Below are 26,401 nucleotides of genomic sequence, written 5' to 3' on the forward strand. Positions count from 1 at the left end.
CGGTCGAGCAGGCCCCGGTCGTCGCCGAGCCCGAGCCCACCCCGGAGCCCGAGCCCGTGCCGGCCCCCGTCGTCGCCCAGGCGCCCGCCGCCCCCGCCCCCGCCGTCGACGAGGACGACGAGACCTCCAGCACGAGCAGCCTGCTGAAGCTCGCCCGCAAGCTCCACGAGGAGCACGTCCGCGAGGGCATCGAGAAGCGCGACGCGCTCGTCGCCGAGGCGCACGCCACCGCCGCGCGCATCGCCGCCGAGGCCGAGGCCGAGCAGCGCTCGAAGACCGCGACGCTCGAGAAGGAGCGCCAGGTCCTCGAGGGCCGCATCGACGAGCTCCGCACCTTCGAGCGCGAGTACCGCACGAAGCTCAAGGGCTACATCGAGGGCCAGCTCCGCGAGCTGGACTCCGCCGGATCCACCGAGGCGCCCGCCACCGCCTCCTTCGGCAACTAGCACCGCACCCTCCGCGCGCCCGACGGCGGCGTGGGACCCAGGCTCAGCGAGCCACGGGGTCCCGCGTCGCCGTCGTCGTTCGCGGGCCCGCACCGCCGCCGCACGGCCCAGCACCGCACCGGAAGAGGTCACCGATGGAGCACCGCACCATTCCCGTCCCCGACGGGCTCGACGGGCAGCGCGTCGACGCGGGCCTCGCCCGGCTCCTCGGCTTCTCGCGCAGCTTCGCCGCCGAGGTCGCGGAGGCCGGCGGCGTGACCCAGGACGGCCGGGAGGCCGGCAAGTCCGACCGCCTCGTCGGCGGATCCATGCTCGCCGTCGACTGGCAGCCCCGGCAGGAGCCGTCCGTCGTGCCGCTCGCCGTCCCCGACCTCGGCATCGTGCACGACGACGACGACATCGTCGTGATCGACAAGCCCGTGGGCGTCGCGGCCCACCCGAGCGTCGGCTGGACCGGGCCCACGGTCCTCGGCGCGCTGGCCGCCGCCGGCTTCCGCCTCAGCACCTCGGGCGCGGAGGAGCGGAAGGGCATCGTCCACCGGCTCGACGCCGGCACGAGCGGCCTGATGGTGGTGGCCAAGACCGAGCGCGCCTACACGGAGCTCAAGCGCCAGTTCCACGACCGCGAGGTCGAGAAGGTCTACCACGCGGTCGTGCAGGGGCATCCGGATCCGCTCGCGGGCACCATCGACGCTCCCATCGGCCGTCATCCCCGCAGCGACTGGAAGTTCGCGGTCACGGCGGACGGCAAGCCGTCGGTCACGCACTACGAGACGCTCGAGGCGTTCCGGCGCGCGGCGCTGCTCGAGGTGCACCTGGAGACCGGCCGCACCCACCAGATCCGCGTGCACATGGCCGCGCAGCGGCACCCCTGCGTGGGCGACGCGATGTACGGCGCCGACCCCACCATCTCGGCCCAGCTCGGCCTGCACCGGCAGTGGCTGCACGCGATGCGGCTGGAGATCACGCACCCCGCAACGGGCGACCGCGCGTCGTTCTGGAGCACCTACCCGGCCGACCTGCAGCACGCGCTCGACGTGCTGCGGGACTGACGCGCGACACGCCCGGGGCGCCTCCGGGAGCCTGCCTATGATGGCTCCACCGCAGATCGATGAGCAGATAGAGACCCGTGCCCCGCAACGACTCGTTCGTCCACCTCCACGTCCACAGCGAGTACTCGATGCTCGACGGGGCGGCCCGCGTCGGCCCCCTCGTGCAGGCCGCGGCCGAGCAGAGGATGCCGGCCGTCGCCATCACCGACCACGGCAACGTGTTCGGCGCGTTCGACTTCTGGAAGCAGGCGAAGGCCGCGGGCGTGAAGCCCATCATCGGCACCGAGGCCTACCTCACGCCGGGCACGCACCGTGGCGACCGCACCCGGATCCGGTGGGGCAACGGCGGGCAGGACGACGTCTCCGGATCCGGCGCCTACACGCACCTCACGATGCTCGCCGAGACCACCGAGGGCATGCACAACCTCTTCCGGCTGTCGTCCCGCGCGTCGCTCGAGGGCTACTACTTCAAGCCCCGCATGGACCGCGAGCTCCTCAGCACCTACGCGAAGGGCCTCATCGCGACGACCGGCTGCCCGTCGGGCGAGGTGCAGACGCGCCTCCGCCTCGGCCAGTACGACGAGGCGGTCAAGGCCGCGGCGGACTTCCGCGACATCTTCGGGGCCGACAACTACTTCTGCGAGATCATGGACCACGGTCTCGGCATCGAGCGTCGCATCATGACCGACCTCCACCGCCTCGCAAAGGACCTCGGCCTCCCGCTCGTCGCCACGAACGACCTCCACTACACGCACGAGCACGACGCGACGAGCCACGCGGCGCTCCTCTGCGTGCAGTCCGGCACGACGCTCGACGACCCCAACCGCTTCAAGTTCGACGCCGACGAGTTCTACCTCAAGACCGCGCAGCAGATGCGCCACATCTTCCGCGACCACGAGGAGGCGTGCGACAACACGCTCCTCATCGCCGAGCGGTGCGACGTGCAGTTCAACGAGTCGGCGAACTACATGCCGCGCTACCCGGTCCCCGAGGGCGAGAGCGAGCAGACCTGGTTCGTCAAGGAGGTCGAGCGCGGCCTCGTCCGGCGCTACCCGCGCGGCTTCTCGGACGACGTGCGCAAGCGCGCCGACTACGAGGTCGGGGTCATCGCGCAGATGGGCTTCCCGGGGTACTTCCTCGTCGTCGCGGACTTCATCAACTGGTCGAAGGAGAACGGGATCCGCGTGGGCCCCGGCCGCGGATCCGGCGCCGGGTCGATGGTCGCCTACGCCATGGGCATCACCGACCTCGACCCGCTGGAGCACGGCCTGCTGTTCGAGCGGTTCCTCAACCCCGACCGCGTCTCCATGCCCGACTTCGACGTCGACTTCGACGACCGTCGCCGCGGCGAGGTCATCCGGTACGTGACGGAGAAGTACGGCGACGAGCGCGTCGCGCAGATCGTCACGTACGGCACCATCAAGGCCAAGCAGGCGCTCAAGGACTCCAGCCGCGTGCTCGGCTACCCGTTCTCCATGGGCGACAAGCTCACCAAGGCCATGCCGCCCGCGATCATGGGCAAGGACATCCCGCTGTCGGGCATCCTCGACACCGAGCACCCGCGCTACCGCGAGGCCGGCGACTTCCGCGAGGTGCTCGCGATGGACCCCGAGGCGCAGAAGGTCTTCGAGACCGCGCAGGGCATCGAGAACCTCAAGCGGCAGTGGGGCGTGCACGCGGCCGGCGTCATCATGTCGAGCGAGCCGCTCATCGACATCATCCCGATCATGAAGCGGGAGCAGGACGGCCAGATCGTCACGCAGTTCGACTACCCCGCGTGCGAGTCGCTCGGCCTCATCAAGATGGACTTCCTGGGGCTGCGCAACCTCACGATCATCGACGACGCGCTGAACAACATCGAGTCGAACCGCGGCGAGAAGCTCGTGCTCGAGGACCTGGGCCTCGACGACCAGGGCGCGTACGACCTGCTCGCCCGCGGCGACACCCTCGGCGTCTTCCAGCTCGACGGCGGACCCATGCGCTCGCTCCTGCGCATGATGAAGCCCGACAACTTCGAGGACATCTCCGCCGTCATCGCGCTCTACCGGCCGGGCCCCATGGGTGCGAACTCGCACACGAACTACGCGCTGCGGAAGAACGGCCTGCAGGAGATCACCCCGATCCACCCGGAGCTCGAGGAGCCGCTGCGTGAGGTGCTCGGCACCACGCACGGCCTCATCGTGTACCAGGAGCAGGTGATGTCGGTGGCGCAGAAGCTCGCGGGCTTCACCCTCGCGCAGGCCGACCTGCTCCGGCGCGCGATGGGCAAGAAGAAGAAGTCGGAGCTGGACAAGCAGTTCGAGGGCTTCTCGCAGGGCATGAAGGACAACGGCTACTCGATGGCCGCGGTGAAGGCGCTCTGGGACATCCTGCTGCCGTTCTCCGACTACGCGTTCAACAAGGCGCACTCCGCGGCGTACGGCGTCGTCTCCTACTGGACGGCGTACCTCAAGGCGCACTACCCCGCCGAGTACATGGCCGCGCTCCTCACGAGCGTCGGCGACTCCAAGGACAAGATGGCGCTGTACCTCAACGAGTGCCGCCGCATGGGGATCAAGGTGCTCCCGCCGGACGTCAACGAGTCGATCGGGTTCTTCGCGGCGGCCGGCGCCGACATCCGGTTCGGGCTGGGCGCGGTGCGGAACGTGGGCGCGAACGTGGTCGAGGCGCTCCGCGGCGCGCGGACCGAGCAGGGAGCGTTCGAGTCGTTCGACGACTTCCTCAAGAAGGTGCCGCTGCCGGTCGCGAACAAGCGCACGGTCGAGTCGCTCATCAAGGCGGGTGCGTTCGACTCGCTGGGCGACACCCGGCGGGCGCTGCTCGAGGTGCACGAGGGCATGATCGACGCGTCGGTCAGCGACAAGCGCGCGGCCATGAACGGGCAGGTCGGATTCGACTTCGACAGCCTCTGGGACGAGCCGCAGCACGCGCGCAAGGTGCCCGAGCGGCCGGAGTGGGCGAAGCGCGACAAGCTCGCGTTCGAGCGGGAGATGCTCGGCCTCTACGTGTCCGACCACCCGCTCGCCGGGCTCGAGATCCCGCTGGCGAAGCTCGCCTCCACGGGCATCGCCGACCTCCTGGCGACCGACGCGTCGATGGACGGGGAGACGGTCACTCTGGCGGGGCTCCTCACGAGCGTGCAGCACCGCACGGCGCGGAACTCGGGCAACCAGTACGGCATGGTCCAGCTCGAGGACTTCGGCGGCGAGATCACCTGCATGTTCATGGGCAAGGCGTACCAGGAGTTCGCGCCGGCCCTGCAGAGCGACACCGTCGTGGTGATCCGGGGGCGCGTGTCCACGCGCGACGACGGCATGAACATCCACGCGTTCTCGATGTTCCAGCCCGATCTCGGGCAGAGCCTCGGCTCGGGTCCGCTGCTCATCAGCCTCGCCGAGAACCGGGCGACCACCGAGACCGTCATGGGCCTCAACGACGTGCTGATCCGGCACTCGGGCGACACCGAGGTGCGGCTGCAGCTCGTGAAGGGCGACAGCGGGCGGGTCTTCGAGATCCCGTACCCGGTCACGGTGAGCGCGGACCTCTACGGCGAGCTCAAGTCGCTGCTCGGCCCGAACTGCCTGGGCTGATCCGCGGGCCCGGTTCCCCGGCCGCCGGGGCTCAGGCCTCGGCGCCCGGCCGGAGGTACCGGCGCGCGTGGTAGACGAGCGGCTCGTCGTCCACGCCGGGCCCGCCGTCCTCGATCCGCACGACGACCACGATCGCGTCGTGCACGTGCACCCGCTCGACGATGCGGGCGACGAGGAGCGCCGTCCCGCCCGCGAGCACGGGCAGGCCGTGCGGGCCGGGGGACCAGTGGTCGCCCGCGAAGCGCTCGGACGCGGGACCGCTGAGCCTCTCGGCGAGGTGCCGGTCGCGCGCGCCGAGCACGTGGATCGCGACGTGCTCGGCCGCCGCGAGGGCGGCGGCGCTCGACGCGGTGCGCGCGAGGCTGAAGCTGGCGAGCGGCGGATCCGCCGACACGGAGGCGAGCGAGGTCGCCGTGAACCCGACGGGGGAGCCATGGGCGTCGCGTGTCGTGACGACCGCGACTCCCGCGGCGTGGCGCCGGAACGCGGCGCGGAAGGCGGCCTGACCTGCGGCCTCGGCGAGCGTGGTGGCGGGGTGCGCGTCCATGCCTGGTGACGCTAGCCGCCGGATCCGCCTGCCGCCCGCTCGGTAGACTTCCGGAGTCATGATGCGCATCCAGGACCTCCGCGGCACCACGCCCAGCACCGCCGACCTGCTCGACCTCCTCCCGCGTCCGGTCACCGACGTGGCCGTCGCGCTGGACGTCGCGCGCGAGCTGGTGGAGGACGTGCGCACCCGGGGGAGCGCCGCCCTGCTCGACCAGGCGGAGCGGCTCGACCGGGTGCGCCCGGAGTCGCTGCGCGTGCCAGCCGAGGCGATCGCCGCGGCCGTCGACGGCCTCGACCCGGCCGTCCGAGCCGCCCTCGAGGAGGCCATCCGCCGCGTCCGCCTGGGCTCCGCCGCGCAGGTCCCGCCCGAGACCACCACCACGGTCGTCCCCGGCGGCTCCATCGTCCAGCGCTGGCAGCCCGTCCGCCGCGTCGGCCTCTACGTCCCCGGCGGCAAGGCCGTCTACCCGTCGAGCGTCGTGATGAACGTCGTCGCGGCGCAGGTCGCCGGCGTCCGGAGCATCGCGCTCGCGTCGCCCGCGCAGGCCGCGCACGGCGGATCCGTGCACCCCGTCATCCTCGGCGCCGCCGGCCTCCTGGGCGTCGACGAGGTCTACGCCATGGGCGGCGCGGGAGCCATCGGCGCCTTCGCGCACGGCGTCCCGGACCTCGGCCTCGAGCCCGTCGACGTCGTCACCGGGCCCGGCAACATCTACGTCGCCGCCGCCAAGCGCGTCGTCCGCGGCGTCACCGGCATCGACTCGGAGGCGGGCACGACCGAGATCCTCGTCATCGCCGACGCGCAGGCCGACGCCCGCCTCGTGGCCGCCGACCTCGTCAGCCAGGCGGAGCACGACGAGATGGCCGCGTCCGTCCTCGTCACCGACTCGCCGGAGCTCGCGCGCGCGGTCGACGCCGAGGCCGAGGCGCTGGCCGCCGCCACGGCGCACTCGGCTCGCGTCGGCCAGGCGCTCACCGGGCCCCAATCCGCCATCCTCGTGGTCGACGACCTCGAGACGGCGGCCCGCTACAGCGACGCCTACGGCCCCGAGCACCTCTCGGTGCAGACCGCTGACCCGGATGCGCTCCTCGCGCACCTGCACAGCGCCGGCGCGATCTTCCTCGGCCCGCACTCGCCCGTGAGCCTCGGCGACTACCTGGCCGGGTCCAACCACGTGCTCCCCACGGGCGGCCAGGCCCGCTTCGGCTCGGGCCTCGGCGCGTACACGTTCCTCCGCCCGCAGCAGGTGGTCCGCTACGACGCCGCCGCGCTCCGGGACGCCGAGCCGATGATCGTCGCGCTCAGCAGGGCCGAGGACCTGCCCGCGCACGGCGACGCGGTGACGGCGCGCCTCACGCGCTGACGTATCCTGGCCACACGATGTTCTGCCCCTTCTGCCGCCACCCCGACTCCCGCGTCGTCGACTCCCGCACGAGCGACGACGGCCTGTCGATCCGCCGGCGCCGGCAGTGCCCCGAGTGCGGCCGCCGCTTCAGCACCACCGAGACCGCGAGCCTGAGCGTCATCAAGCGCAACGGCGTGGTCGAGCCATTCAGCCGGGAGAAGATCGTCACCGGCGTCCGCAAGGCGTGCCAGGGGCGTCCCGTCACCGACACCGACCTCGCGGTCCTCGCCCAGCGCGTGGAGGAGGCGATCCGAGCCACGGGCGCGTCGCAGATCGAGGCCAACGACATCGGCCTGTCGATCCTGCCGCCGCTCCGCGAGCTCGACGAGGTCGCGTACCTCCGCTTCGCCAGCGTCTACCAGGGCTTCGACTCGCTCGACGACTTCGAGTCGGCGATCGCGCAGCTGCGCGTCGCCCACGCGGCGATGCCCGACGCCGACGGGCTCTGACCCCTCCCACGACGCTCGCGCGGGCGACCGGCCGGCGCTCGCGCAGGCGCTAGCCTGGTGCCGATGTATCCCCTCCTCTTCCGCACGGTCCTGTCGCGCATGGACCCGGAGGACGCCCACCACCTCGCGTCCACGGCCATCTCCCTCCTCCCGTCCTCCGGATTCGGCTGGATCGCCCGGCGGCTGACCGCACCGGATCCGTCGCTCGCCGTCGACGCCCTGGGCTTGCGCTTCCCGTCCCCGTTCGGCGTCGCCGCGGGCTTCGACAAGGACGCCCAGGCGGTGCTCGGCCTCGGACAGCTCGGATTCGGCCACGTCGAGGTCGGCACGGTCACGGCCGAGGCGCAGCCCGGCAACCCCCGTCCGCGCCTGTTCCGCCTCATCGAGGACCGCGCCGTGATCAACCGGATGGGATTCAACAACGGGGGAGCGGCCGCCCTCGCCGACCGGCTCCGTCGCCTGCGGGCCCGGCGGGACCGGCCCGTCATCGGCGTCAACATCGGCAAGACCCGCGCCGTCGCCGTCCAGGACGCCGTGGACGACTACGTGCGGTCCACCCGCCTGGTCGCGCCCGTGGCCGACTACCTCGCGGTCAACGTCAGCTCGCCGAACACCCCCGGGCTCCGCGGCCTGCAGGAGATCGAGCTGCTCCGGCCGCTGCTCACGAGCATCCGCGACGCGGCGGACGGCGTGCCCGTCCTGGTCAAGATCGCGCCCGACCTGCAGGACGCGGAGGTCGAGCGGATCGCCGGGCTCGCGACCGAGCTGGGACTGGCCGGCGTCATCGCGACGAACACCACGCTCTCGCGTGCCGGGCTCCGCACCGACGCGGGCATCGTCGACGCGGCAGGCGCGGGCGGCCTCTCGGGGGCGCCGCTGGCCGCGCGGTCGCTCGAGGTCCTCGGGATCCTGCGCCGGGCGCTGCCGGAGGACGCGTGCGTCATCTCGGTCGGCGGCGTGGACACCGCCGAGGACGTCCAGGCGCGGCTCGAGGCCGGCGCCACCCTCGTGCAGGGCTACACGGCGTTCCTCTACCGCGGTCCGCTGTGGGCCCGGTCGATCAACGCCGGTCTCGCGCGCATCCGACGCGGCTGACCGCATCGCGGCCGCCGACGTCGATCAGGCGGCACGTCAGCTGCTGAAGGTGACCTTCTCGCGCCGCTTGACCTGCGGCTTGGGCAGGCGCATGGGGCGCATCTGGATCGTGCGCATGCCCGTGTACCAGCGGATCCCGCGCTCGACGCGGTCGGCGCCGACGCGTGCGGCGATGGCGGCGCGGACACGGCGGCCCGTGAAGTAGGCGTCGATGATCGCCGCGATGACGAACACGTAGATGGACAGCAGCGGGATGGCCGACAGGTTCGGCAGCACGAAGGTGAGGACCACGACCACGCCCATCACGGGCAGCAGCAGCTCGCCGACGCTCCAGCGCGCATCGACCACGTCGCGGGCGTACCGCTTCTGCGGGCCCTTGTCGCGGACGGGCAGGTAGCGCTCGTCGCCCGCGGCCATGCCGGCGTTCGCCCGGGCGCGCGCCTCGCGCGCCTTCTCCTTGGCCTGCTGCGCCGCGAGCTTGCGATCCTGGGGCACGAGCGGACGGAGGTTCGCGGCCTCGCGCTCCCGACGGGTCGGGGTGGGACCCTTCTTCCCGTCGGCCGTACGGCCGTCGACGGGCGCCGGAGCGTTCGTCTCGGCGGGGGTCTCTGCGGGGGTGTGCTGCTTCGCCACGTCTCTCGTCCTTGCCTGGAGTGAATCTAAGATTACCTGCATGACGCCTCCCGACACCTCCGCAGACGCCGAGACCGCACCGGACCAGGAGGCCGTCGACCGGCTCGCCGCCGCCGTCGCGGGAGGGCTGCCCACCACGATCGCCGACCTCTCCGCCCTCGTCCGCATCCCCTCCGTCTCCTGGCCGGCATTCGACCCGACGCACGTCGTCGCCAGCGCCGACGCCGTCGCGGGGCTCCTCGCCGGGCTCGGGGTGTTCGACGACGTGGCCGTCCACCGCGCCACGACGCCCTCGGGGGACGACGGGCAGCCGGCCGTCCTCGCGACGCGCGCCCCTCGGAACGGCAAGCCCACGGTCCTCCTCTACGCCCACCACGACGTGCAGCCCCCCGGAGCCGACGAGCACTGGGAGACCCCGCCCTTCGAGCCGACGCTCCGCGGCGACCGCCTGCACGGGCGCGGCGCGTCCGACGACAAGGCCGGCATCATGACGCACGTCGCGGCCATCCGCGCGCTCGTCGAGGCGGAGGGCGACGACCTCGACCTCGGCCTCGCGGTCTTCATCGAGGGGGAGGAGGAGGCCGGATCCCGCTCCTTCTCCGACTTCCTCGCGACGCATCACGACGCCCTCGCCGCCGACGTCATCGTGGTCGCCGACAGCGACAACTGGGACGTGGACACCCCGTCCATCACCATCGCCCTCCGCGGCAACGTCACGTTCCGCCTCTCGGTGCGCACGCTCGACCACGCGTCTCACTCGGGCATGTTCGGCGGCGCCGTCCCCGACGCCATGATGGCCGCCGTCCGCCTCCTCGACTCGCTCTGGGACGAGCAGGGGTCCGTCGCGGTCACGGGCCTCGCGTCCGCCGAGATGGAGACGCCGGCCTACGACGACGCTCGCCTCGCCGAGGAGGCCGCGCTCCTGCCCGGCGTCTCGGCGGTGGGCACCGGGCCGATCCTCACCCGCCTGTGGGCGCAGCCGTCCATCACGGTGACCGGGATCGACGCTCCCTCGGTCGCCAACGCGAGCAACACCCTGCTCCCCGAGGTGTCGGTCCGCATCAGCGCGCGGATCGCCCCCGGCCAGACGGCGGCGGAGGCGTACCGCGCCCTCGAGGCGCACATCCAGGCGCACCGTCCCTTCGGGGCCCACGTCGAGATCACCGACGTCGACCAGGGCGATCCCTTCCTCGTCGACACGACCGGGTGGGCCATGGCCGAGGCCACGGCCGCGATGACCGCCGGTTGGGGCCGCGCGCCCGTGCAGGCCGGCATCGGCGGATCCATCCCCTTCATCGCGGACCTCGTCGAGGCCTTCCCCTCGGCCCAGATCCTGGTCACCGGCGTCGAGGACCCCGACACGCGCGCGCACAGCCCGAACGAGTCGCAGCACCTCGGCGTGCTGCAGCGCGCGATCCTCAGCGAGGCCGTCCTCCTGTCGCGCATCGCCCGCCGCGCCTGACACCCCCGGGGCCGGGTCCGGCGGACGGGAACACCCGGGTGACTCCCGCGGTTGCACGACGTAGACTCCACCGGAGTCGCCCGACCGCAGATCCCACCACCCGAGGAGTGCTCATGACCGACACCACGCTGACCGAGACCGCCCAGGCGGCCCACCGCGTCGGACTCACGGACACCGCGGCGAGCAAGGTGAAGAGCCTGCTCCAGCAGGAGGGCCGCGAGGACCTCCGCCTCCGCGTCGCCGTCCAGCCCGGCGGCTGCTCCGGCCTCATCTACCAGCTCTACTTCGACGAGCGCGAGCTCGACGGCGACGCCACGGTCGACTTCGACGGCGTCGAGGTCATCGTCGACAAGATGAGCGTCCCGTACCTCGACGGCGCCACCATCGACTTCGAGGACACCATCCAGAAGCAGGGCTTCACCATCGACAACCCGAACGCGGGCGGCTCGTGCGCGTGCGGTGACTCGTTCCACTGACACACGGAACGGTAAGCGGATCTGGGCCCGGAAACCGGGCCGGGAACAGGGAGTCGTCCTTCGGGCGGCTCCCTGTCGCGTAGTGTGGGACCCGTCACATCCGGTTCTTCGAAGGGTCTGCACGTGCGCTTCACTCGCCGTCAACGTTGGCTGACGATCCCCGTCGCCCTGGGCATCTCGGTACTCCTCGCGGGGTGCACGCAGCAGCAGCTCCAGGGCTTCCTGCCGACGGAGCCGGGCACGACCAACCACGTCGACTCGGTCATCGGCCTGTGGGTCACCGCCTGGATCGTCCTCCTCGCGGTGGGCGTCCTCACCTGGGGCCTCACCATCTGGGCCGCGGTCGTCTACCGCCGCCGCAAGGGCCAGACCGGCCTCCCCGTGCAGATGCGCTACAACATGCCGATCGAGATCTTCTACACGATCGTGCCGCTCATCCTCGTCCTGGGGTTCTTCGCCTTCACGGCCAAGGACCAGGCCGCCATCGAGGCGCGCTTCGACAAGCCCGAAGTAAAGGTCCAGGTCTTCGGCAAGCAGTGGGCCTGGGACTTCAACTACCTCGGTGGCGAGACCGAGGCCGGGCAGCCCATCGAGGGCGGCGCCTATGAGCAGGGCGTCCAGGCGGTCGACGACCCGAACGGCCCCCAGGGCTCCATCGACAAGGACAAGCTCCCCACCCTCTACCTGCCGGTCAACACCAAGGTCGAGCTCGAGCTCAACACCCGTGACACGCTGCACTCCTTCTGGGTAGTGGACTTCCTCTACAAGAAGGACCTCATCTCCGGCAAGACGAACTACATGACGTTCATCCCGGAGAAGGAGGGGACGTACATGGGCAAGTGCGCCGAGCTCTGCGGCGAGTACCACTCCCTCATGCTCTTCCAGGTCAAGGTCGTCTCCGTCGACGAGTACAACGCGTACATCGAGAGCCAGAAGGCGGCCGGATTCGCGGGCGACCTCGGCACGGACTACGACCGCCTGCAGAACCTCCCCGGCACCGACGTGCCGGCCACCACCGAGTCGTCCGAAGAGTAGGGCAGCAGAAACGTGACATCGACCCTCAACCGTCCCACCGCGATCCCCGCGGGTCAGGCGAAGGTCCTCGACGGCTCCGGCAAGGCCGAGCGTCGTGGCAACGTCGTGGTCAACTGGATCACCTCCACCGACCACAAGACGATCGGGTACCTGTACCTGATCACCTCGTTCCTCTACTTCTGCCTCGGCGGCGTGATGGCCCTCGTCATCCGCGCCCAGCTCTTCGAGCCCGGTCTGCACGTCGTGGAGACGAAGGAGCAGTACAACCAGCTCTTCACCATGCACGGCACGATCATGCTGCTCATGTTCGCGACGCCCCTCTTCGCGGGCTTCGCCAACGTGCTCATGCCGCTCCAGATCGGCGCGCCCGACGTCGCGTTCCCGCGGCTCAACGCCTTCGCGTACTGGCTCTTCAACTTCGGGTCGCTCATCGCCGTCGCCGGCTTCCTCACCCCGGCGGGTGCCGCCTCGTTCGGCTGGTTCGCCTACGCCCCGCTGTCGAGCACCACGTTCTCGCCAGGGTTGGGAGGGAATCTCTGGGTGATGGGCCTGGCGCTCAGCGGGTTCGGAACCATCCTCGGCGCGGTCAACTTCGTGACGACCATCATCACGATGCGCGCCCCCGGCATGACCATGTTCCGCATGCCCATCTTCACGTGGAACATCCTCGTGACGTCGATCCTCGTGCTGATGGCGTTCCCGGTCCTCGCGGCCGCGCTGTTCGGCCTCGGTGCCGACCGCATCTTCGACGCGCACATCTACGACCCGGCCAACGGCGGCGCCATCCTGTGGCAGCACCTGTTCTGGTTCTTCGGTCACCCCGAGGTGTACATCATCGCGCTGCCGTTCTTCGGCATCGTGTCCGAGGTCTTCCCGGTCTTCAGCCGCAAGCCGATCTTCGGGTACAAGACGCTCGTGTACGCGACCATCTCCATCGCGGCACTCTCGGTCACGGTGTGGGCGCACCACATGTACGTCACCGGCTCGGTCCTGCTGCCGTTCTTCTCGCTCATGACCATGCTCATCGCGGTCCCCACGGGCGTGAAGATCTTCAACTGGATCGGCACGATGTGGCGCGGCTCGGTCACGTTCGAGACGCCCATGCTCTGGGCGATCGGCTTCCTGATCACATTCACGTTCGGCGGCCTGACCGGCGTCATCCTGGCGTCGCCCCCGCTCGACTTCCACGTGTCCGACACGTACTTCGTGGTGGCGCACTTCCACTACGTGGTGTTCGGCACCGTCGTCTTCGCGATGTTCTCCGGCTTCTACTTCTGGTGGCCCAAGTGGACGGGCACGATGCTCAACGAGCGTCTCGGCAAGGTCCACTTCTGGCTGCTGTTCGTCGGCTTCCACACCACGTTCCTCATCCAGCACTGGCTGGGCGTCATGGGCATGCCGCGTCGCTACGCGACTTACCAGCCCGAGGACGACTTCACGTGGATGAACCAGCTGTCCACCATCGGCGCCGGCATCCTCGCGCTGTCGATGATCCCGTTCTTCCTCAACGTCTGGATCACCGCCCGCACGGCGCCTCGCGTGACCGTGAACGACCCGTGGGGCTACGGCCGCTCGCTCGAGTGGGCGACGTCCTGCCCGCCGCCGCGGCACAACTTCACGTCCATCCCGCGGATCCGTTCGGAGGCTCCGGCCTTCGACCTCAACCACCCCGAGGCGGGCATCCCCGTGGGAATCGGTCCGGCCAAGGACGCTCCCGATGCCGCGACCTATGACATCTCCAGCGACAAGGTGAAGTGACGTGCGCGCCAATAGGAACCTGTTCTACGTCCTCGCGGTCTTCTTCGTCGTGGCGGCGGCCGCGTACACGATCTGGCACGTCATCGACACCGGTGAGGTCGAGTGGGTCGGCACGCTGGCCATCGCCCTCTCCGGTGCGCTGGCGGCGTTCATCGGCTTCTTCGTCGCGCGTCTCTACGCCGCGCAGAACGGCGAGCTGCCCGAGGACCGCAGCGACGCCAACGTCGACGACGGCGACCCGGAGCTCGGCTTCTTCAGCCCCTGGAGCTGGTGGCCCGTGATCCTCGCGGCCGGTGCGGCGTCCGTCTTCCTCGGCCTCGCCGTGGGCATCTGGATCGCGATCATCGGCGGTGGGCTCGCGCTCATCGCGCTCGTGGGCTGGACCTACGAGTACTACCGCGGCTACTTCGCCCGCTGATCCGATGGTCGACATCCGGCACGCCCAGGCCTCGGACGGCGACGCCGTCTTCGCCCTCTGCCAGCAGCTCGACATGATCAACGCCCCGGCGACCCGGGACGACTTCGACGTCACGTTCTCCCACATCCTCCGAGCGAACAAGGACGTGGGACGCGATGTACTGCTCGTGGCCGAGCACGACGGGACGGTGGTGGGCTACGCCTACCTCGTCGTGAGCCGTCTGCTCTACGCCGGCGGGCTCAGCGCCCACCTCGAGGAGCTCGTCGTCGACGCGGATGCCCGGAGCGGGGGTACGGGCTCGGCCCTCGTGCGCGCTGTGGAGCGGCTCTGCGGGGACCGCGGCGTCGGTCAGATCACCATGAGCACCCGCCGAGCCGGCGAGTTCTACAAGCGCCTCGGCTACGAGCGCACCGCCGAGTTCTACAAGAAGCTGCTGCGTTGAGCGCCTGATTCGCGCCTGACCGCATCGGAAGCCCGGACCCACCTCGTGGGTCCGGGCTTCCGTGTTCCAGGGGACGGTGTGCGTCGACGACTGCTCCGGCGCCCGGCGCGTCGTGCGCGGGTAGCACGTCCCGATGCGCTCGTGCGTGCGGCTGTCGCGAGGAAGCCGCGGGAGAGCTAGGACGCTTCTTGCACGTCGGTCTCTGCCGGCGCGTCGCGGCGACGTAGGACGTGGATCATGACATCCAGGGTCACGGGGTGACGCGTCCCCGTCCTCGCCTCTGCGGAGGGCTGGCGCACAGCTCCCCCTGCCGCAGGGGACGACCCGGTCGACTGATGCGCCGCCGCATCCGACCTGTGATGGGCGGAGGGGCCCATGCCCAGGAGCAGGTCCACCTCGTGCTCCGAGAGGCTCAGGACGGCGTGCACGCTGCTCTCCGACTGCAGGTCGAAGAGCGCGTCGGCCGACGCGAGGATGCGCTCCCTCTTGTCGGCCTGCACACCGACCGCACGGCCGTCCGCCCGCAGCTCGACGAGGTGCTCGCTCCCTGCGGCCACGATGGCCACTCGGCCCCCTGGCGCCAGCACGCGATGGAACTCGCGCATGTTCCGGGGCGCGAACACGTCCAGGAGCAGGTCGGCTGACCCGTCTTGCAGGGGGAGGCCGGCCCAGGTGTCGGCGACGACCCCGTCGACATTCTCCCGACCCCGCACGGCGGCACTGACGGCGGCGGGGGAGAGGTCAGCTGCCAACCCGCGCGACTCCGGCACGCGATCGAGCAGCTGGTGCAGGTAGAAGCCGGTGCCGCAGCCGGCGTCGACGATGCGCAGGCCACCGAAGTCGTGAGCGGACGCAGCTGCGCTCCGCCCCTCGGCCCCGCCGAGGACCGCCGCCGAGAGCGCATCCACGATGGGGGCGTAGTGGCCGAGCGAGAGGAAGTCCGCCCGCGCGGCCAGCATGCCGGCGGTGTCGCCGGTCACACGCGTGCCGGGAGGCAGGAGCGAGACGTAGCCCCTCTTGTTCGCGTCGAAGGAGTGGCCGCGCGGGCAGCGCAGGGAGAGCGGGGGAGAGGGGTTCAGATCCTCACCGCAGCTCGGGCAGCGCAGCCAGCGCGCGAGACGGTCGAGCTCCATCGCCGCTCCTCTGCATCTGTCGTCGTCGATGCGCCCGGGCGGACGCACGAGAGCCGGTCCAGCTATGCCGGACCGGCTCTCGGGTGCCACGCCTCAGCGCGAGCGGGTGGTGCTAGTGGTGGTCGCCGTGGCTGCGCTCGACGTCCTTGGTCGTGACCGGGGAGATGCGGTCCTCGAAGAACCACTTCGACAGAGCCGCGCGGGCCCGCTGGTTGACCGTGATGCGTCCACGGCTGTCCGGGCGGATCATGAGCGGCTTGTAGTCGTCGTAGCTCACCAGGCGCCAGCGCTCGTACTCGTCGAGCTGCTCGTGCACCTCGATGAACTCACCGCCGGGCAGCTTCACGATGCGACCCGACTCGACACCGTGGAGGGCGATCTCGCGGTCCTTCTTCATGAGCGCCAGGCAGATGCGCTTCGCGACCTGGTAGGCGATGACCGGTCCGAGGATCAGCAGCGCCTGCAGCGTGTGGATGACGCCCTCCATCGACACCTTGAAGTGGGTGGCGATGAGGTCGGAGCTCGCGGCGGACCAGAGGACCGCGTAGAACGTGACGCCGGCGGCACCGATGGCGGTGCGCGTGGGGGCGTTGCGCGGGCGGTCGAGGATGTGGTGCTCGCGCTTGTCACCCGTGATCCACGCCTCGATGAAGGGGTAGAACGCGACGAGGGCGATGAACCCGCCCAGGATCGCGAGCGGCAGGATGATGTTGAACGAGAACGTGTGGTCGAACAGCACGAACTCGAGTCCCGGCGGCACGAGGCGCAGGGCGCCGTCCGCGAAGCCGATGTACCAGTCGGGCTGGGTACCGGCGGACACCGGCGACGGATCGTACGGGCCGTAGTTCCAGATCGGGTTGATCGTGAAGAACGATGCCATGACGACGATCACGCCGAAGACGACGAAGAAGAACCCGCCGGCCTTCGCGGCGAACGTCGGCAGCACCGGGACGCCGACCACGTTCTCGTTCGTGCGACCGGGGCCGGCGAACTGGGTGTGCTTGTGCACGACCACGAAGAGGAGGTGGAGCGCCAGGAACGCCACGAGGATCGCCGGCAGCAGCAGGATGTGCAGCGTGTAGAGCCTCGGGATGATGGCGGTGCCCGGGAACTCGCCGCCGAAGAGGAGGAACGAGATCCACGTGCCGACGATCGGGATGCCCTTGACCATGCCGTCGATGATGCGGAGGCCGTTGCCGGAGAGCAGGTCGTCGGGGAGCGAGTAGCCCGTGAAGCCCTCGGCCATCGCGAGGATGAAGAGGACGAAGCCGATGAACCAGTTGAGCTCGCGCGGCTTGCGGAACGCACCCGTGAAGTAGATGCGCAGCATGTGCAGGCCGATGGACGCCACGAACAGCAGCGCCGCCCAGTGGTGGATCTGCCGCATGAGCAGGCCGCCGCGGATGTCGAACGAGATGTCGAGCGATGACGACATGGCCACCGACATCTCGACGCCCTTGAGGGGCGCGTACGAGCCCTCGTAGTGCGTCTCCGCCATCGACGGGTCGAAGAAGAACGTGAGCCACGAGCCCGTCAGCAGGATGACGACGAAGCTGTAGAGCGCCACCTCGCCGAGCATGAAGGACCAGTGGTCGGGGAAGATCTTCCGCCCGAACTCCTTGACGGCGACGCTGACGCTGGTGCGCTCGTCGAGGTAGGTGGCGGCGGCGGCGGTGAGGCCGCCCCCGCTCTTGGCGGCGGGCGCAGCGGCACCCGTCGTGGTCGGATCAGCTGTTGTAGTCACCACGACGCTCCCAGAAACTCGCCCCTACGGGCTCGGTGAAATCACTCTGTGCAATGAGGTAGCCCTCGTCGTTGACGGCGATGGGCAGCTGCGGCAGGGGCCGCTTGGCCGGTCCGAAGATGACCTCGCAGTGGTTGGTCACGTCGAACTGGGACTGGTGGCAGGGGCAGAGCAGGTGGTGGGTCTGCTGCTCGTAGAGCGCCACCGGGCAACCCACGTGCGTGCAGACCTTGGAGTAGGCGACGATCCCGTCGTACGACCAGCCCTTGCGCTCCGGCGTCTCGATGAGGTCCTCCGGACGCAGGCGCATGAGCAGCACCGCGGCCTTGGCCTTCTCCTCGAGCTTGCCCTCCTCGAGCTCCATGAGGGACGCGGGGATGACGTGGAACGCCGAACCGATCGTGACGTCGGACGCCTTGATGGGCGTGCCGGAGGGATCGCGGGTGAGGACCTCGCCCTTCTTCCACAGCGTGTGGCTGAGGGCGGAGGCGGGCTCCTCGGCGCTGCCCGGGTACAGGTCGCGGAAGAGGACCACGGCCGGCAGCGGGAAGGCGACGAGCGCGCCGATGAGGCTGTTGCGGATGAGGGAGCGGCGGCCGAAGCCGGACTCCTCGTTCGCCTGGGCGAAGATCTCCACGGCACGTGCCTGCGTGGCCGGCGATCCGCCCTGCGGGTGCCGCTCGTCGATCAGCTCGTGGTCGCTCATGAGCGCCTTGGACCAGTGGATGGCGCCGATGCCGAGGCTCAGGAGCGCGAGCGCGATGCCGACGCCGAGGAACAGGTTGTTCAGGCGCACGCTGCCCGGGTCGTCCGCGTAGATCGGGAAGCCGAAGTAGGCGCCGATGGCGAAGACGCTGCCCACGATGGACAGGTAGAACCACGTGTAGACCACGCGCTCGGCCGTCTTCGCCTTCTTCGGGTCCTTGTCGGTGACCCGGAGGCGGTGCTCCGGGAAGCCCGGGTTCTGGAACGCGTCGCGCGTGGCGACGGCGGTGCCGCCGGGCAGCACGACGTCACGGCCAGCGGACTCGAGCTCGCCGGCGTCGTAGCCCGCGGGGACGACGCCCGACTCGTCCTTATCGTCGTGTGCCATGTGCGTGCCTCTCCTGTGTTCTGGTGCGGGTCATCGATGCGGGCGTCAGTTGGACCGGGCCGTGAGCCACACGGTCAGGGCGACGATGCCGCCGAGGCCGAAGATCCACATGAAGAGCCCCTCGGACACCGGGCCGAGCCCGCCGAGGTTGGCGCCGCCGACCGTGCTGTTCTCCTCGATGTACTGGAGCGACGTGATGATGTCGCGCTTGTCCTCGGGGGAGATGTTCGTGTCGTTGAAGACCGGCATGTTCTGCGGGCCGGTGACCATGGCCTCGTAGATGTGCACCGGGGCCACGCCCTCGAGGCTCGGGGCGAACTTGCCCTCCGTGAGGGCGCCTCCGGCCGCGGCGACGTTGTGGCACATGGCGCAGTTGATGCGGAAGAGCTCGGCGCCGTTGGCCGCGTCGCCCTCGCCGTCGAGGTACTGGGCGTCCGGGATGGCGGGGCCGGGGGCGAGAGACGCGACGTACGCCGCGAGCTGCTTGACCTGCGCGTCGGTGAACTGCGTCGGCTTCTCGGGAGCCTGGACCGTGGTGGCCTGCAGCGGCATGCGGCCGGTGCCGACCTGGAAGTCGACCGACGCGGCGCCGACGCCGATGAGGCTCGGGGCGACTCCCGTGCCGGTGGCGTCCATGCCGTGGCAGGTGGCGCAGTTCGAGCCGAAGAGCTTCTGGCCCTCGTCGATGGTCTGCGCGGACTTGAGGTCGACCTCGGCCGACGCGGTGCCCGACTGGATCATCGCGTACGCGCCACCCGTGGTCAGGAGGCCGATGGCGAGCAGGGCGATGGTGGTCAGGGGGCTGCGGCGGCCGGTGCGACGGGCGCGTGCTGTCTTGGTGCTCATGCTGTGGTTGATGCTCCCGCTCGGTGCTATTTGAGGACGTAGATGACCAGGAAGAGCCCGATCCACACGACGTCGACGAAGTGCCAGTAGTAGGACACGACGATGGCGCTCGTCGCCTCCCTGTGCCCCATCGACCGGACGGCGAAGATGCGCCCGATGACGAGGAGGAAGGCGATGAGACCGCCGGTGACGTGGAGGCCGTGGAAGCCCGTGGTCATGTAGAACGCCGAGCCGTAGGCGTTGCTGCCGAGCGTGATGCCCTCGGTGACGAGGGTGGCGTACTCGAAGATCTGGCCGACGACGAAGATGGCGCCGAGGGCGTAGGTGAGGAAGAACCACTCGACCGTGCCCCACTGGCTGGGCTTCCACCCCGTGGACCGCGCCTGCAGGCGCTCGGCCGCGAACACGCCGAACTGGCAGGTGAACGAGCTCGACACGAGGATGAGCGTGTTCACGAGCGAGAAGGGCACGTTGAGGCGTCCCGCCTCGAACTCCCACAGGGCGCCGGACGTCGAGCGCAGGGTGAAGTAGATCGCGAAGAGACCCGCGAAGAACATCACCTCGCTGCCGAGCCACACGATGGTGCCGACGGCGACCGTGTTCGGCCGGTTCACCACCGGCGCGGTCGATACTGGGGAGATTGAGGTGGTCGTCACAGGTTCCATTATGACCCAGGCCGACGACACCCGATGCCCATCCGGGCGCCCGTGAGATCCGATCCAGCCGCTCGTTAGGCTGATCGCCATGCCCCCCGCCCCCACCTGGCCCGCGCTCATCACCACGCTGATCGAGGGGCGGCACCTGTCGGTGTCGGAGTCCACCTGGGCGATGCGGCAGGTGATGCGCGGGGAGGCGACTCCCGCGCAGCTGGGCGGGCTGCTCGTGGCCCTCCGTGCCGCGGGCGAGACGGTCGACGAGATCGTCGGCTTCCGCGACGCGGTCCTCGAGGAGGCCGTGCCCCTCGACGCGGATCCCCGCGCCCTCGACATCGTGGGGACGGGAGGCGACCCTTACGGCGCCGTCCTCAACATCTCCTCGGTCGCCTCCGTGATCGCCGCCGCCGCAGGCGTGCCCGTCATCAAGCACGGCAACCGCGGGGCGAGCTCCGCCTCGGGCGCGTCCGACGTCCTGATGTCGCTCGGCGTCGACCTCTCCATCACGCCCGAGCGCGTGGCCGCCGTGCTCCGCGAGACGGGCATCACCTACGCCCACGCCGCCGCCTTCCACCCGGGCTTCCGGCACGCCGCGGAGACGCGGCGCGAGCTCGGGATCTCGACGCTGTTCAACGTGCTCGGGCCGCTCTGCAACCCGGCGCGCCCGGAGGCGTCCGCCGTGGGGGTCGCCGACCTCTCCCGCGTGCCGCTCATGGTGGGCGTCTTCCGGACCCGCGGCGCCACCGCGCTCGTGTACCGGGGCGACGACGGGATCGACAAGCTCACGACCACGGGTCACAGCCACATCTGGGAGGTCAGCAGGGGCGCGGTCACCGAGCACGACCTCGACCCGCTCGAGCTCGGGATCCCGCGCGCTCCCATCGAGGCGCTGCTGGGCGAGGGTCCCGAGCAGAACGCGGCCGTGATCCGGCGGGTCCTCGCCGGCGAACCGGGCCCGCAGCGCGACGTCGTGCTGCTGAACGCCGCGGCGGGGCTCGAGGCCTTCGACCTGATGGAGGACCCGACCAGGGTGCAGCAGCCCATGGCGCGCCGGCTGCGCGAGAAGCTCCGGGTCGCCGCCGATGCCGTGGACTCCGGCCGGGCCGCCGCCAAGCTCGAGGAGTGGGCGGCGGCGACCCGCGCCTGACCCCCATCACCGGGCGATGTCGCCGCCGCGGCGGATGATGGACGCATGTGCGGGAGATTCGTGGTGGCGCGGGCGACGGGCGACCTCGTCGGGGACTGGTCGGTCGACGACGTCGAGGGCGACGACCCCGCACCGTCCTGGAACGTCGCGCCGACGACCACGGTGCGCATGGTCGCCGACCGCCGCCCGCGCGACGACGCGGATGGCGGGGTGCGCCGCGTCCTGACCGACGCGCGGTGGGGGATCGTCCCGCCGTGGGCGAGGTCGCCGCAGGGTCCGCCCCTCATCAACGCGCGCGTCGAGACCGTGACGGAGAAGCCGACGTTCCGGAGGGCGGTGCTCACGCGGCGCGCCATCGTGCCGGCCGACGGCTACTACGAGTGGCAGGCGACCGCGTCGGGGAAGCAGCCCGTCTACCTGCACGGCGAGGACGAGCGCCCGTTGGCGTTCGCCGCCGTGTACGAGCACTGGCGCGACCCGGCCGTCCCCGACGGCGAGCCGGGCGCGTGGCTGCGGAGCCTCGCCATCATCACGTCCGCCGCGAGCGACGCGCTCGGGCACATCCACGACCGCACCCCCGTGATCGTGCCGCGCGACCGGGTGGACGACTGGCTGGACGCGGGCACCACGGCCGTCGACGATGTGCGGCACCTGCTCGGCGGCCTGCCGGAGCCCCGCCTCGTGCCGCGGCTCGTCTCGACCCGCGTCAACAGCGTGCGGAACGACGGGCCTGACCTCATCGCACCCCTCGACGAAGCGCCCGGGGACGACGCGCAGCCGACGCTGATCTGATCGGGGCGCGCCTCGGGAGCCGCGCCGGAGACGCCGCACGCCCCGTCACCTCTCGGCGACGGGGCGTGCGGATCGTTCGAGTGCGGTCTACTGCACGTCGTCGTCGACCCAGTCGAACGTCTTCGTCACGGCCTTCTTCCAGAGGCGCAGCTGGCGCTCGCGCTCGGCGTCGTCCATGTCCGGCGTCCAGCGGCTGTCCTCCTGCCAGTTCTGGCGGAGGTCGTCGAGGTCCTTCCAGAACCCGACGGCGAGGCCCGCGGCGTACGCGGCGCCGAGCGCGGTGGTCTCCGCGACGACGGGGCGGACGACGGGGACGCCGAGGATGTCGGCCTGGAACTGCATCAGCAGGTTGTTGGCGATCATGCCGCCGTCGACCTTGAGCTCGGTGAGGTCGACGCCGGAGTCGGCGTTGACCGCGTCGAGCACCTCGCGCGTCTGGAAGGCCGTGGCCTCGAGGGCTGCGCGAGCGATGTGGCCCTTGTTGACGTAGCGGGTGAGCCCGACGAGCGCGCCGCGGGCGTCCGAGCGCCAGTACGGCGCGAAGAGGCCCGAGAACGCGGGGACGAAGTACACACCGCCGTTGTCCTCGACCGTGGCGGCGAGGGTCTCGATCTCCGCGGCGCTCGACACGAGGCCGAGGTTGTCGCGCATCCACTGAACGAGCGAGCCCGTGACGGCGATGGATCCCTCGAGCGCGTAGTGCGGCTCCGCATCGCCCAGCTTGTAGCCGAGCGTAGTGAGGAGGCCGTTCTGCGAGTGGATGATGTCCGTGCCGGTGTTGAAGATCAGGAAGTTGCCGGTGCCGTACGTGTTCTTCGACTCGCCCTGGTCGAACGCCGCCTGGCCGAACGTGGCCGCCTGCTGGTCGCCGAGGATGCCCGCGATCGGCACCTCGCGCAGGAGGCTCGAGGACTCGACCTGGCCGTAGACCTCGGAGGAGCTCTTGATCTCCGGGAGCATCGAGCGCGGGACGTCGAAGGCCTTCAGGATCTCGTCGTCCCACTGGAGCGTCTCGAGGTCCATGAAGAGCGTGCGGGAGGCGTTGGTGACGTCGGTCACGTGCACGCCGCCGTCGGTGCCGCCCGTGAGGTTCCAGAGGACCCAGGTGTCGGTCGTGCCGAACATGAGGTCGCCGGCCTCGGCCTTCTCGCGGGCGCCGTCGACGTTCTCGAGGATCCAGACGATCTTCGTGCCCGAGAAGTAGGTGGCGAGCGGCAGCCCCACGGTGGGCTTGAACCGCTCGACACCGCCGTCGGCCGCGAGGCGGTCGACGATCTTCTGGGTGCGGGTGTCCTGCCAGACGATGGCGTTGTAGACGGGCTTGCCGGTGGTGCGGTCCCACACGACGGCGGTCTCGCGCTGGTTCGTGATGCCCACGGCCTCGACGTCGTGGCGCGTGATGTCGGCCTTGGACAGCGCCTGGCCGATGACCTCGCGGGTGTTGCGCCAGATCTCCATCGGGTCGTGCTCGACCCAGCCGGCGCGGGGGAAGATCTGCTCGTGCTCGAGCTGGCCGGTGGACACGATGGATCCGGAGTGGTCGAAGACGATGGCCCTGGTGCTGGTGGTGCCCTGGTCGATGGCGACGATGTACTTCTCGCTCATGTGGTCTCTCCTTGCGGGTTCGGGGTTCGGGTGCGTCTAGAGGATGGGGAGCAGCGCGTACGACGCGAGGCCGGCGAGGGTGCCGCCGATCGCGGGGCCCACGACGGGCACCCAGGCGTAGGACCAGTCGCTCGCGCCCTTGCCCTTGATGGGCAGGATCGCGTGCGCGATGCGCGGACCGAGGTCGCGGGCGGGGTTGATGGCGTATCCGGTCGGCCCGCCGAGGGAGGCGCCGATGCCGACCACGAGGAGGGCGACCGGGATGGCGCCGAGGGCCGAGAGGCCGGCGGGGGTGGCCGCGTCGGCGTCCGGGTTGTTGGCGAGGCTGAAGCCCAGGATGACGATGACCAGCACGAACGTGCCGATGATCTCGGTCACGAGGTTCCAGCCGTAGTTGCGGATGGACGGGCCCGTCGAGAACACGCCGAGCTTGGTGGCCGCGTCGGGCTCCTCGTCGAAGTGCTGCTTGTAGGCGAGCCAGCAGAAGACCGCGCCGATGATCGCGCCGACCATCTGGGCGAGGATGTAGACCGGGACGCTCGAGACGTCCTCGATCTTGCCGGCGGCGAGGAGGCCGAGCGTGACGGCCGGGTTCAGGTGCGCGCCGGACGCGTACGAGACGGTGACACCGGCGAAGACCGCGAGGCCCCAGCCGAAGTTCACCATCAGGGTGCCGCCGGCGAGCCCCTTCGACTTGACGAGCGCGACGTTCGCCACGACTCCGCATCCGAGGAGGACGAGGAGGGCGGTGCCCACCGTCTCCGAGAGGAATATGACTCCAAGATCCACTGCGTGGTGCTCCGATCGTTCATCGAGGCGCGGGGGCGACCTCTGCCGCGTCATCGCGGTGCCTCCAATGTAGTGCCGACGCGCCTCCGGTCCGGCTGGGCGCGACCGGGGCGCGGCGGCGCTCACCGCGGAGGGCCGGGCCGGTCCGGCGCTGTCGGATCGCGTCCCCACGGGCGTATGTTGGCCGCACACCCGAGTCGCCGCCGACCGAGTCCCGATCTCGATCCGGCTCGGATGCGCGGCTGAGGTCCGGCCGCCCGAGACCCGCGAGGAGCCGGCCGTGAAGAAGCTGATCAACGACCCGAGGGCGGTGGCCGAGGAGTCCGTCCAGGGCTTCGCCGCCGCCCACCACGACATCGTCGCGCTGAGCGCGGACCCGCTGTTCGTCCGACGCGCCGAGCCCACCCGTCCGGGTCGCGTCGCGCTCGTCAGCGGAGGCGGCAGCGGGCACGAGCCGCTGCACGCCGGATTCGTGGGGCACGCCATGCTCGACGCCGCCGTCCCCGGGCCGGTGTTCACGAGCCCCACGCCGGATCCGATCGTCGCCGCCACCCTTGCCGTCGACGGCGGGGCCGGCGTGCTGCACATCGTCAAGAACTACACGGGCGACGTCCTGAACTTCGAGACGGCGGCCGAGCTCGCCGAGGCGGAGGGCGTCCGGGTGCGGACGGTGGTGGTCGACGACGACGTCGCCGTGACCGACTCGCTGTACACGGCAGGCCGCCGGGGCGTCGCGGGCACCGTGCTCGTGGAGCGCATGGCCGGCGCCGCGGCCGAGCGCGGGGACGACCTCGACGCCGTCGCCGCGATCGCCGAGAGGGTGATCGGGCAGGTGCGGAGCATGGGCGTCGCCATCCGCGCGTGCACCGTCCCGCACGCCGGCGAGCCGAGCTTCGCGCTCGCGGACGACGAGATGGAGATCGGCATCGGGATCCACGGCGAGCCCGGCCGCGTGAAGCTGCCCCTCGAGCCGGTGGACGCCATCGTCGACCGCCTCCTCGACCCGGTCCTCGAGGACCTGGCAGCGCCCGCCGGCAGCCGCGTGCTGCTGCTCGTGAACGGGATGGGCGCCACGCCGCTGTCCGAGCTCCACATCGCGTACCGCCGGGCGGCCGCCGTGCTCGAGGAGGCCGGCCTGACCGTCGCACGGAGCCTCGTGGGAGACTACGTGACGGCCCTCGACATGGAGGGACTGTCCCTCACGGTGCTGCTGCTCGACGACGAGCTCGTCGACCTGTGGGACTCGCCCGTGCAGACCGCCGCGCTGCGGTGGGGGAGGTAGCTCATGGCACTCGGGACCGACTGGGTCGTCGCCTGGACCACGGAGGCGGCGCGCGTCATCGCCGACCAGCGCGGTGAGCTGATCACGCTCGACCGGGAGATCGGCGACGGCGACCACGGCGAGAACCTCGACCGCGGCTTCGGTGCGGTCACGGAGAGGCTCGCGCAGCTCGCGCCCGACGCCGCTCCCGCGGACGCGCTGAAGGCCGTCGCCACCACGCTGATCTCCACCGTCGGCGGCGCATCCGGGCCACTGCTCGGGACGGCGTACCTCAAGGCCTCCGCGGCCGTCTCCGGACGCGCGGACCTCGACGCGGCCGCCGTCGCCGACCTCCTGGAGGCCGCGGTGGGCGGCATCGTGCTGCGCGGCAAGGCCGAGCGCGGTGACAAGACGATGGTGGACGCATGGGGTCCGGCCGCCGAGGCCGCGCGTGCCGCCGCGGACGAGGGATCGGGCCCGGCGGACGCCCTCGAGGCCGCCGCCGACGCGGCCGCGCGCGGTGCGGA

General features: G+C 70.8%; 25 protein-coding genes. 16 read left to right on the top strand and 9 right to left on the bottom strand.

Annotated elements, in window-relative coordinates:
• The 3 genes from DZG00_RS01715 to dnaE all read left to right on the top strand — a co-directional run.
• Positions 1-446, top strand: a 446-nt coding sequence (locus tag DZG00_RS01715) for a DivIVA domain-containing protein (RefSeq protein WP_445986049.1), incomplete at its 5' end; no start/stop codon positions are given.
• A gap of 134 nt (positions 447-580) precedes the next feature.
• Positions 581-1,498 (top strand): RluA family pseudouridine synthase, encoded by a 918-nt coding sequence (locus DZG00_RS01720; RefSeq protein WP_119382523.1) that lies wholly within the window; start codon positions 581-583, stop codon positions 1,496-1,498.
• 128 nt (positions 1,499-1,626) lie between these two features.
• The gene (gene dnaE / locus DZG00_RS01725) at positions 1,627-5,088 is read left to right on the top strand and encodes a DNA polymerase III subunit alpha (protein WP_375342490.1); all 3,462 of its coding nucleotides are present in this window, start codon (positions 1,627-1,629) and stop codon (positions 5,086-5,088) included.
• Positions 5,089-5,119: 31 nt separating this feature from the next.
• Here dnaE and DZG00_RS01730 read toward each other — a convergent pair whose 3' ends face one another.
• A complete protein-coding gene (locus tag DZG00_RS01730; RefSeq protein WP_119455332.1) occupies positions 5,120-5,635 on the bottom strand; it encodes a flavin reductase family protein in 516 nt (171 codons plus the stop codon).
• Positions 5,636-5,696: 61 nt separating this feature from the next.
• On the opposite strand from DZG00_RS01730, the gene hisD reads away from it, so the two are divergent.
• The 3 genes from hisD (at position 5,697) to DZG00_RS01745 (ending at position 8,587) form a co-directional block, all read left to right on the top strand.
• Entirely contained in the window at positions 5,697-7,001 is a 1,305-nt protein-coding gene (gene hisD, locus DZG00_RS01735) for a histidinol dehydrogenase (RefSeq protein WP_199688882.1), read from the top strand.
• Between the two features lie 17 nt (positions 7,002-7,018).
• Positions 7,019-7,492, top strand: coding sequence for a transcriptional regulator NrdR (gene nrdR, locus DZG00_RS01740; protein WP_119381130.1), 474 nt, complete (start codon positions 7,019-7,021; stop codon positions 7,490-7,492).
• Positions 7,493-7,555: 63 nt separating this feature from the next.
• A complete protein-coding gene (locus tag DZG00_RS01745; protein ID WP_119381129.1) occupies positions 7,556-8,587 on the top strand; it encodes a quinone-dependent dihydroorotate dehydrogenase in 1,032 nt (343 codons plus the stop codon).
• A 36-nt stretch (positions 8,588-8,623) separates the two neighbouring features.
• On the opposite strand, the gene DZG00_RS01750 is transcribed toward DZG00_RS01745, so the two are convergent.
• A complete protein-coding gene (locus DZG00_RS01750; RefSeq protein WP_119381128.1) occupies positions 8,624-9,220 on the bottom strand; it encodes a DUF3043 domain-containing protein in 597 nt (198 codons plus the stop codon).
• Between the two features lie 40 nt (positions 9,221-9,260).
• Here DZG00_RS01750 and DZG00_RS01755 point away from each other — a divergent pair, with 40 nt between their 5' ends.
• The 6 genes from DZG00_RS01755 (at position 9,261) to DZG00_RS01780 (ending at position 14,811) form a co-directional block, all read left to right on the top strand.
• Positions 9,261-10,682, top strand: coding sequence for a dipeptidase (locus tag DZG00_RS01755; protein WP_119381127.1), 1,422 nt, complete (start codon positions 9,261-9,263; stop codon positions 10,680-10,682).
• Positions 10,683-10,795: 113 nt separating this feature from the next.
• Positions 10,796-11,158, top strand: a complete 363-nt coding sequence (gene erpA / locus DZG00_RS01760; RefSeq protein ID WP_012038530.1) for an iron-sulfur cluster insertion protein ErpA — start codon at positions 10,796-10,798, stop codon at positions 11,156-11,158.
• A 123-nt stretch (positions 11,159-11,281) separates the two neighbouring features.
• Positions 11,282-12,193, top strand: a complete 912-nt coding sequence (ctaC, locus tag DZG00_RS01765; RefSeq protein WP_119381126.1) for an aa3-type cytochrome oxidase subunit II — start codon at positions 11,282-11,284, stop codon at positions 12,191-12,193.
• Between the two features lie 12 nt (positions 12,194-12,205).
• Entirely contained in the window at positions 12,206-13,951 is a 1,746-nt protein-coding gene (ctaD, locus tag DZG00_RS01770) for an aa3-type cytochrome oxidase subunit I (protein ID WP_172403702.1), read from the top strand.
• Between the two features lies 1 nt (position 13,952).
• Positions 13,953-14,369, top strand: a complete 417-nt coding sequence (locus DZG00_RS01775; protein WP_119381125.1) for a cytochrome c oxidase subunit 4 — start codon at positions 13,953-13,955, stop codon at positions 14,367-14,369.
• Positions 14,370-14,373: 4 nt separating this feature from the next.
• Entirely contained in the window at positions 14,374-14,811 is a 438-nt protein-coding gene (locus tag DZG00_RS01780) for a GNAT family N-acetyltransferase (RefSeq protein ID WP_119381124.1), read from the top strand.
• A gap of 176 nt (positions 14,812-14,987) precedes the next feature.
• On the opposite strand, the gene DZG00_RS01785 is transcribed toward DZG00_RS01780, so the two are convergent.
• From DZG00_RS01785 to ctaE, 5 genes are all read right to left on the bottom strand, one after another.
• Positions 14,988-15,944 carry a methyltransferase domain-containing protein gene (locus DZG00_RS01785; RefSeq protein WP_119381123.1) on the bottom strand — a complete coding sequence of 319 codons (957 nt, stop codon included), beginning with the start codon at positions 15,942-15,944 and terminating at the stop codon, positions 14,988-14,990.
• A gap of 112 nt (positions 15,945-16,056) precedes the next feature.
• Positions 16,057-17,688 (bottom strand): cytochrome bc1 complex cytochrome b subunit, encoded by a 1,632-nt coding sequence (qcrB, locus tag DZG00_RS01790; RefSeq protein ID WP_119381132.1) that lies wholly within the window; start codon positions 17,686-17,688, stop codon positions 16,057-16,059.
• On the bottom strand, positions 17,672-18,781 hold the full coding sequence (qcrA, locus tag DZG00_RS01795; protein ID WP_119381122.1) for a cytochrome bc1 complex Rieske iron-sulfur subunit: 1,110 nt from the start codon (positions 18,779-18,781) through the stop codon (positions 17,672-17,674). Before qcrA ends, qcrB begins: the two co-directional genes overlap by 17 nt.
• 45 nt (positions 18,782-18,826) lie before the next feature.
• Positions 18,827-19,627, bottom strand: a complete 801-nt coding sequence (gene qcrC / locus DZG00_RS01800; RefSeq protein WP_119381121.1) for a cytochrome bc1 complex diheme cytochrome c subunit — start codon at positions 19,625-19,627, stop codon at positions 18,827-18,829.
• Positions 19,628-19,653: 26 nt separating this feature from the next.
• Entirely contained in the window at positions 19,654-20,292 is a 639-nt protein-coding gene (gene ctaE / locus DZG00_RS01805; protein WP_119381120.1) for an aa3-type cytochrome oxidase subunit III, read from the bottom strand.
• A gap of 79 nt (positions 20,293-20,371) precedes the next feature.
• Here ctaE and trpD point away from each other — a divergent pair, with 79 nt between their 5' ends.
• Together trpD and DZG00_RS01815 are read left to right on the top strand one after the other, a co-directional pair.
• Positions 20,372-21,427, top strand: coding sequence for an anthranilate phosphoribosyltransferase (trpD, locus tag DZG00_RS01810; RefSeq protein ID WP_119381119.1), 1,056 nt, complete (start codon positions 20,372-20,374; stop codon positions 21,425-21,427).
• A 45-nt stretch (positions 21,428-21,472) separates the two neighbouring features.
• Positions 21,473-22,219 carry an SOS response-associated peptidase gene (locus tag DZG00_RS01815; RefSeq protein WP_119381118.1) on the top strand — a complete coding sequence of 249 codons (747 nt, stop codon included), beginning with the start codon at positions 21,473-21,475 and terminating at the stop codon, positions 22,217-22,219.
• A gap of 87 nt (positions 22,220-22,306) precedes the next feature.
• Here the strand turns inward: DZG00_RS01815 and glpK are convergent, their stop codons facing one another.
• Both glpK and DZG00_RS01825 read right to left on the bottom strand, forming a co-directional pair.
• The gene (glpK, locus tag DZG00_RS01820) at positions 22,307-23,824 is read right to left on the bottom strand and encodes a glycerol kinase GlpK (protein WP_119381117.1); all 1,518 of its coding nucleotides are present in this window, start codon (positions 23,822-23,824) and stop codon (positions 22,307-22,309) included.
• 36 nt (positions 23,825-23,860) lie between these two features.
• A complete protein-coding gene (locus DZG00_RS01825; protein ID WP_199688881.1) occupies positions 23,861-24,667 on the bottom strand; it encodes an MIP/aquaporin family protein in 807 nt (268 codons plus the stop codon).
• A 226-nt stretch (positions 24,668-24,893) separates the two neighbouring features.
• Between DZG00_RS01825 and dhaK the strand changes: the two genes are divergently transcribed.
• Entirely contained in the window at positions 24,894-25,895 is a 1,002-nt protein-coding gene (gene dhaK, locus DZG00_RS01830) for a dihydroxyacetone kinase subunit DhaK (protein ID WP_119381115.1), read from the top strand.
• A gap of 3 nt (positions 25,896-25,898) precedes the next feature.
• Positions 25,899-26,401, top strand: a 503-nt coding sequence (dhaL, locus tag DZG00_RS01835) for a dihydroxyacetone kinase subunit DhaL (protein WP_119455333.1), incomplete at its 3' end; no start/stop codon positions are given.

The organism is Clavibacter lycopersici, from assembly GCF_003576405.1.
GTDB classification, from domain to species: Bacteria; Actinomycetota; Actinomycetes; order Actinomycetales; family Microbacteriaceae; genus Clavibacter; species Clavibacter lycopersici.

Coding starts and splice junctions, on each gene's coding strand:
- DZG00_RS01720 (WP_119382523.1), top strand. CDS start 581: ATGGAGCACCGCACCATTCCCGTCCCCGACGGGCTCGACGGGCAGCGC.
- dnaE (WP_375342490.1), top strand. CDS start 1,627: ATGCTCGACGGGGCGGCCCGCGTCGGCCCCCTCGTGCAGGCCGCGGCC.
- DZG00_RS01730 (WP_119455332.1), bottom strand. CDS start 5,635: ATGGACGCGCACCCCGCCACCACGCTCGCCGAGGCCGCAGGTCAGGCC.
- hisD (WP_199688882.1), top strand. CDS start 5,697: ATGCGCATCCAGGACCTCCGCGGCACCACGCCCAGCACCGCCGACCTG.
- nrdR (WP_119381130.1), top strand. CDS start 7,019: ATGTTCTGCCCCTTCTGCCGCCACCCCGACTCCCGCGTCGTCGACTCC.
- DZG00_RS01745 (WP_119381129.1), top strand. CDS start 7,556: ATGTATCCCCTCCTCTTCCGCACGGTCCTGTCGCGCATGGACCCGGAG.
- DZG00_RS01755 (WP_119381127.1), top strand. CDS start 9,261: ATGACGCCTCCCGACACCTCCGCAGACGCCGAGACCGCACCGGACCAG.
- erpA (WP_012038530.1), top strand. CDS start 10,796: ATGACCGACACCACGCTGACCGAGACCGCCCAGGCGGCCCACCGCGTC.
- DZG00_RS01780 (WP_119381124.1), top strand. CDS start 14,374: ATGGTCGACATCCGGCACGCCCAGGCCTCGGACGGCGACGCCGTCTTC.
- DZG00_RS01785 (WP_119381123.1), bottom strand. CDS start 15,944: ATGGAGCTCGACCGTCTCGCGCGCTGGCTGCGCTGCCCGAGCTGCGGT.
- qcrA (WP_119381122.1), bottom strand. CDS start 18,781: ATGGCACACGACGATAAGGACGAGTCGGGCGTCGTCCCCGCGGGCTAC.
- qcrC (WP_119381121.1), bottom strand. CDS start 19,627: ATGAGCACCAAGACAGCACGCGCCCGTCGCACCGGCCGCCGCAGCCCC.
- ctaE (WP_119381120.1), bottom strand. CDS start 20,292: ATGGAACCTGTGACGACCACCTCAATCTCCCCAGTATCGACCGCGCCG.
- trpD (WP_119381119.1), top strand. CDS start 20,372: ATGCCCCCCGCCCCCACCTGGCCCGCGCTCATCACCACGCTGATCGAG.
- DZG00_RS01815 (WP_119381118.1), top strand. CDS start 21,473: ATGTGCGGGAGATTCGTGGTGGCGCGGGCGACGGGCGACCTCGTCGGG.
- glpK (WP_119381117.1), bottom strand. CDS start 23,824: ATGAGCGAGAAGTACATCGTCGCCATCGACCAGGGCACCACCAGCACC.
- DZG00_RS01825 (WP_199688881.1), bottom strand. CDS start 24,667: ATGACGCGGCAGAGGTCGCCCCCGCGCCTCGATGAACGATCGGAGCAC.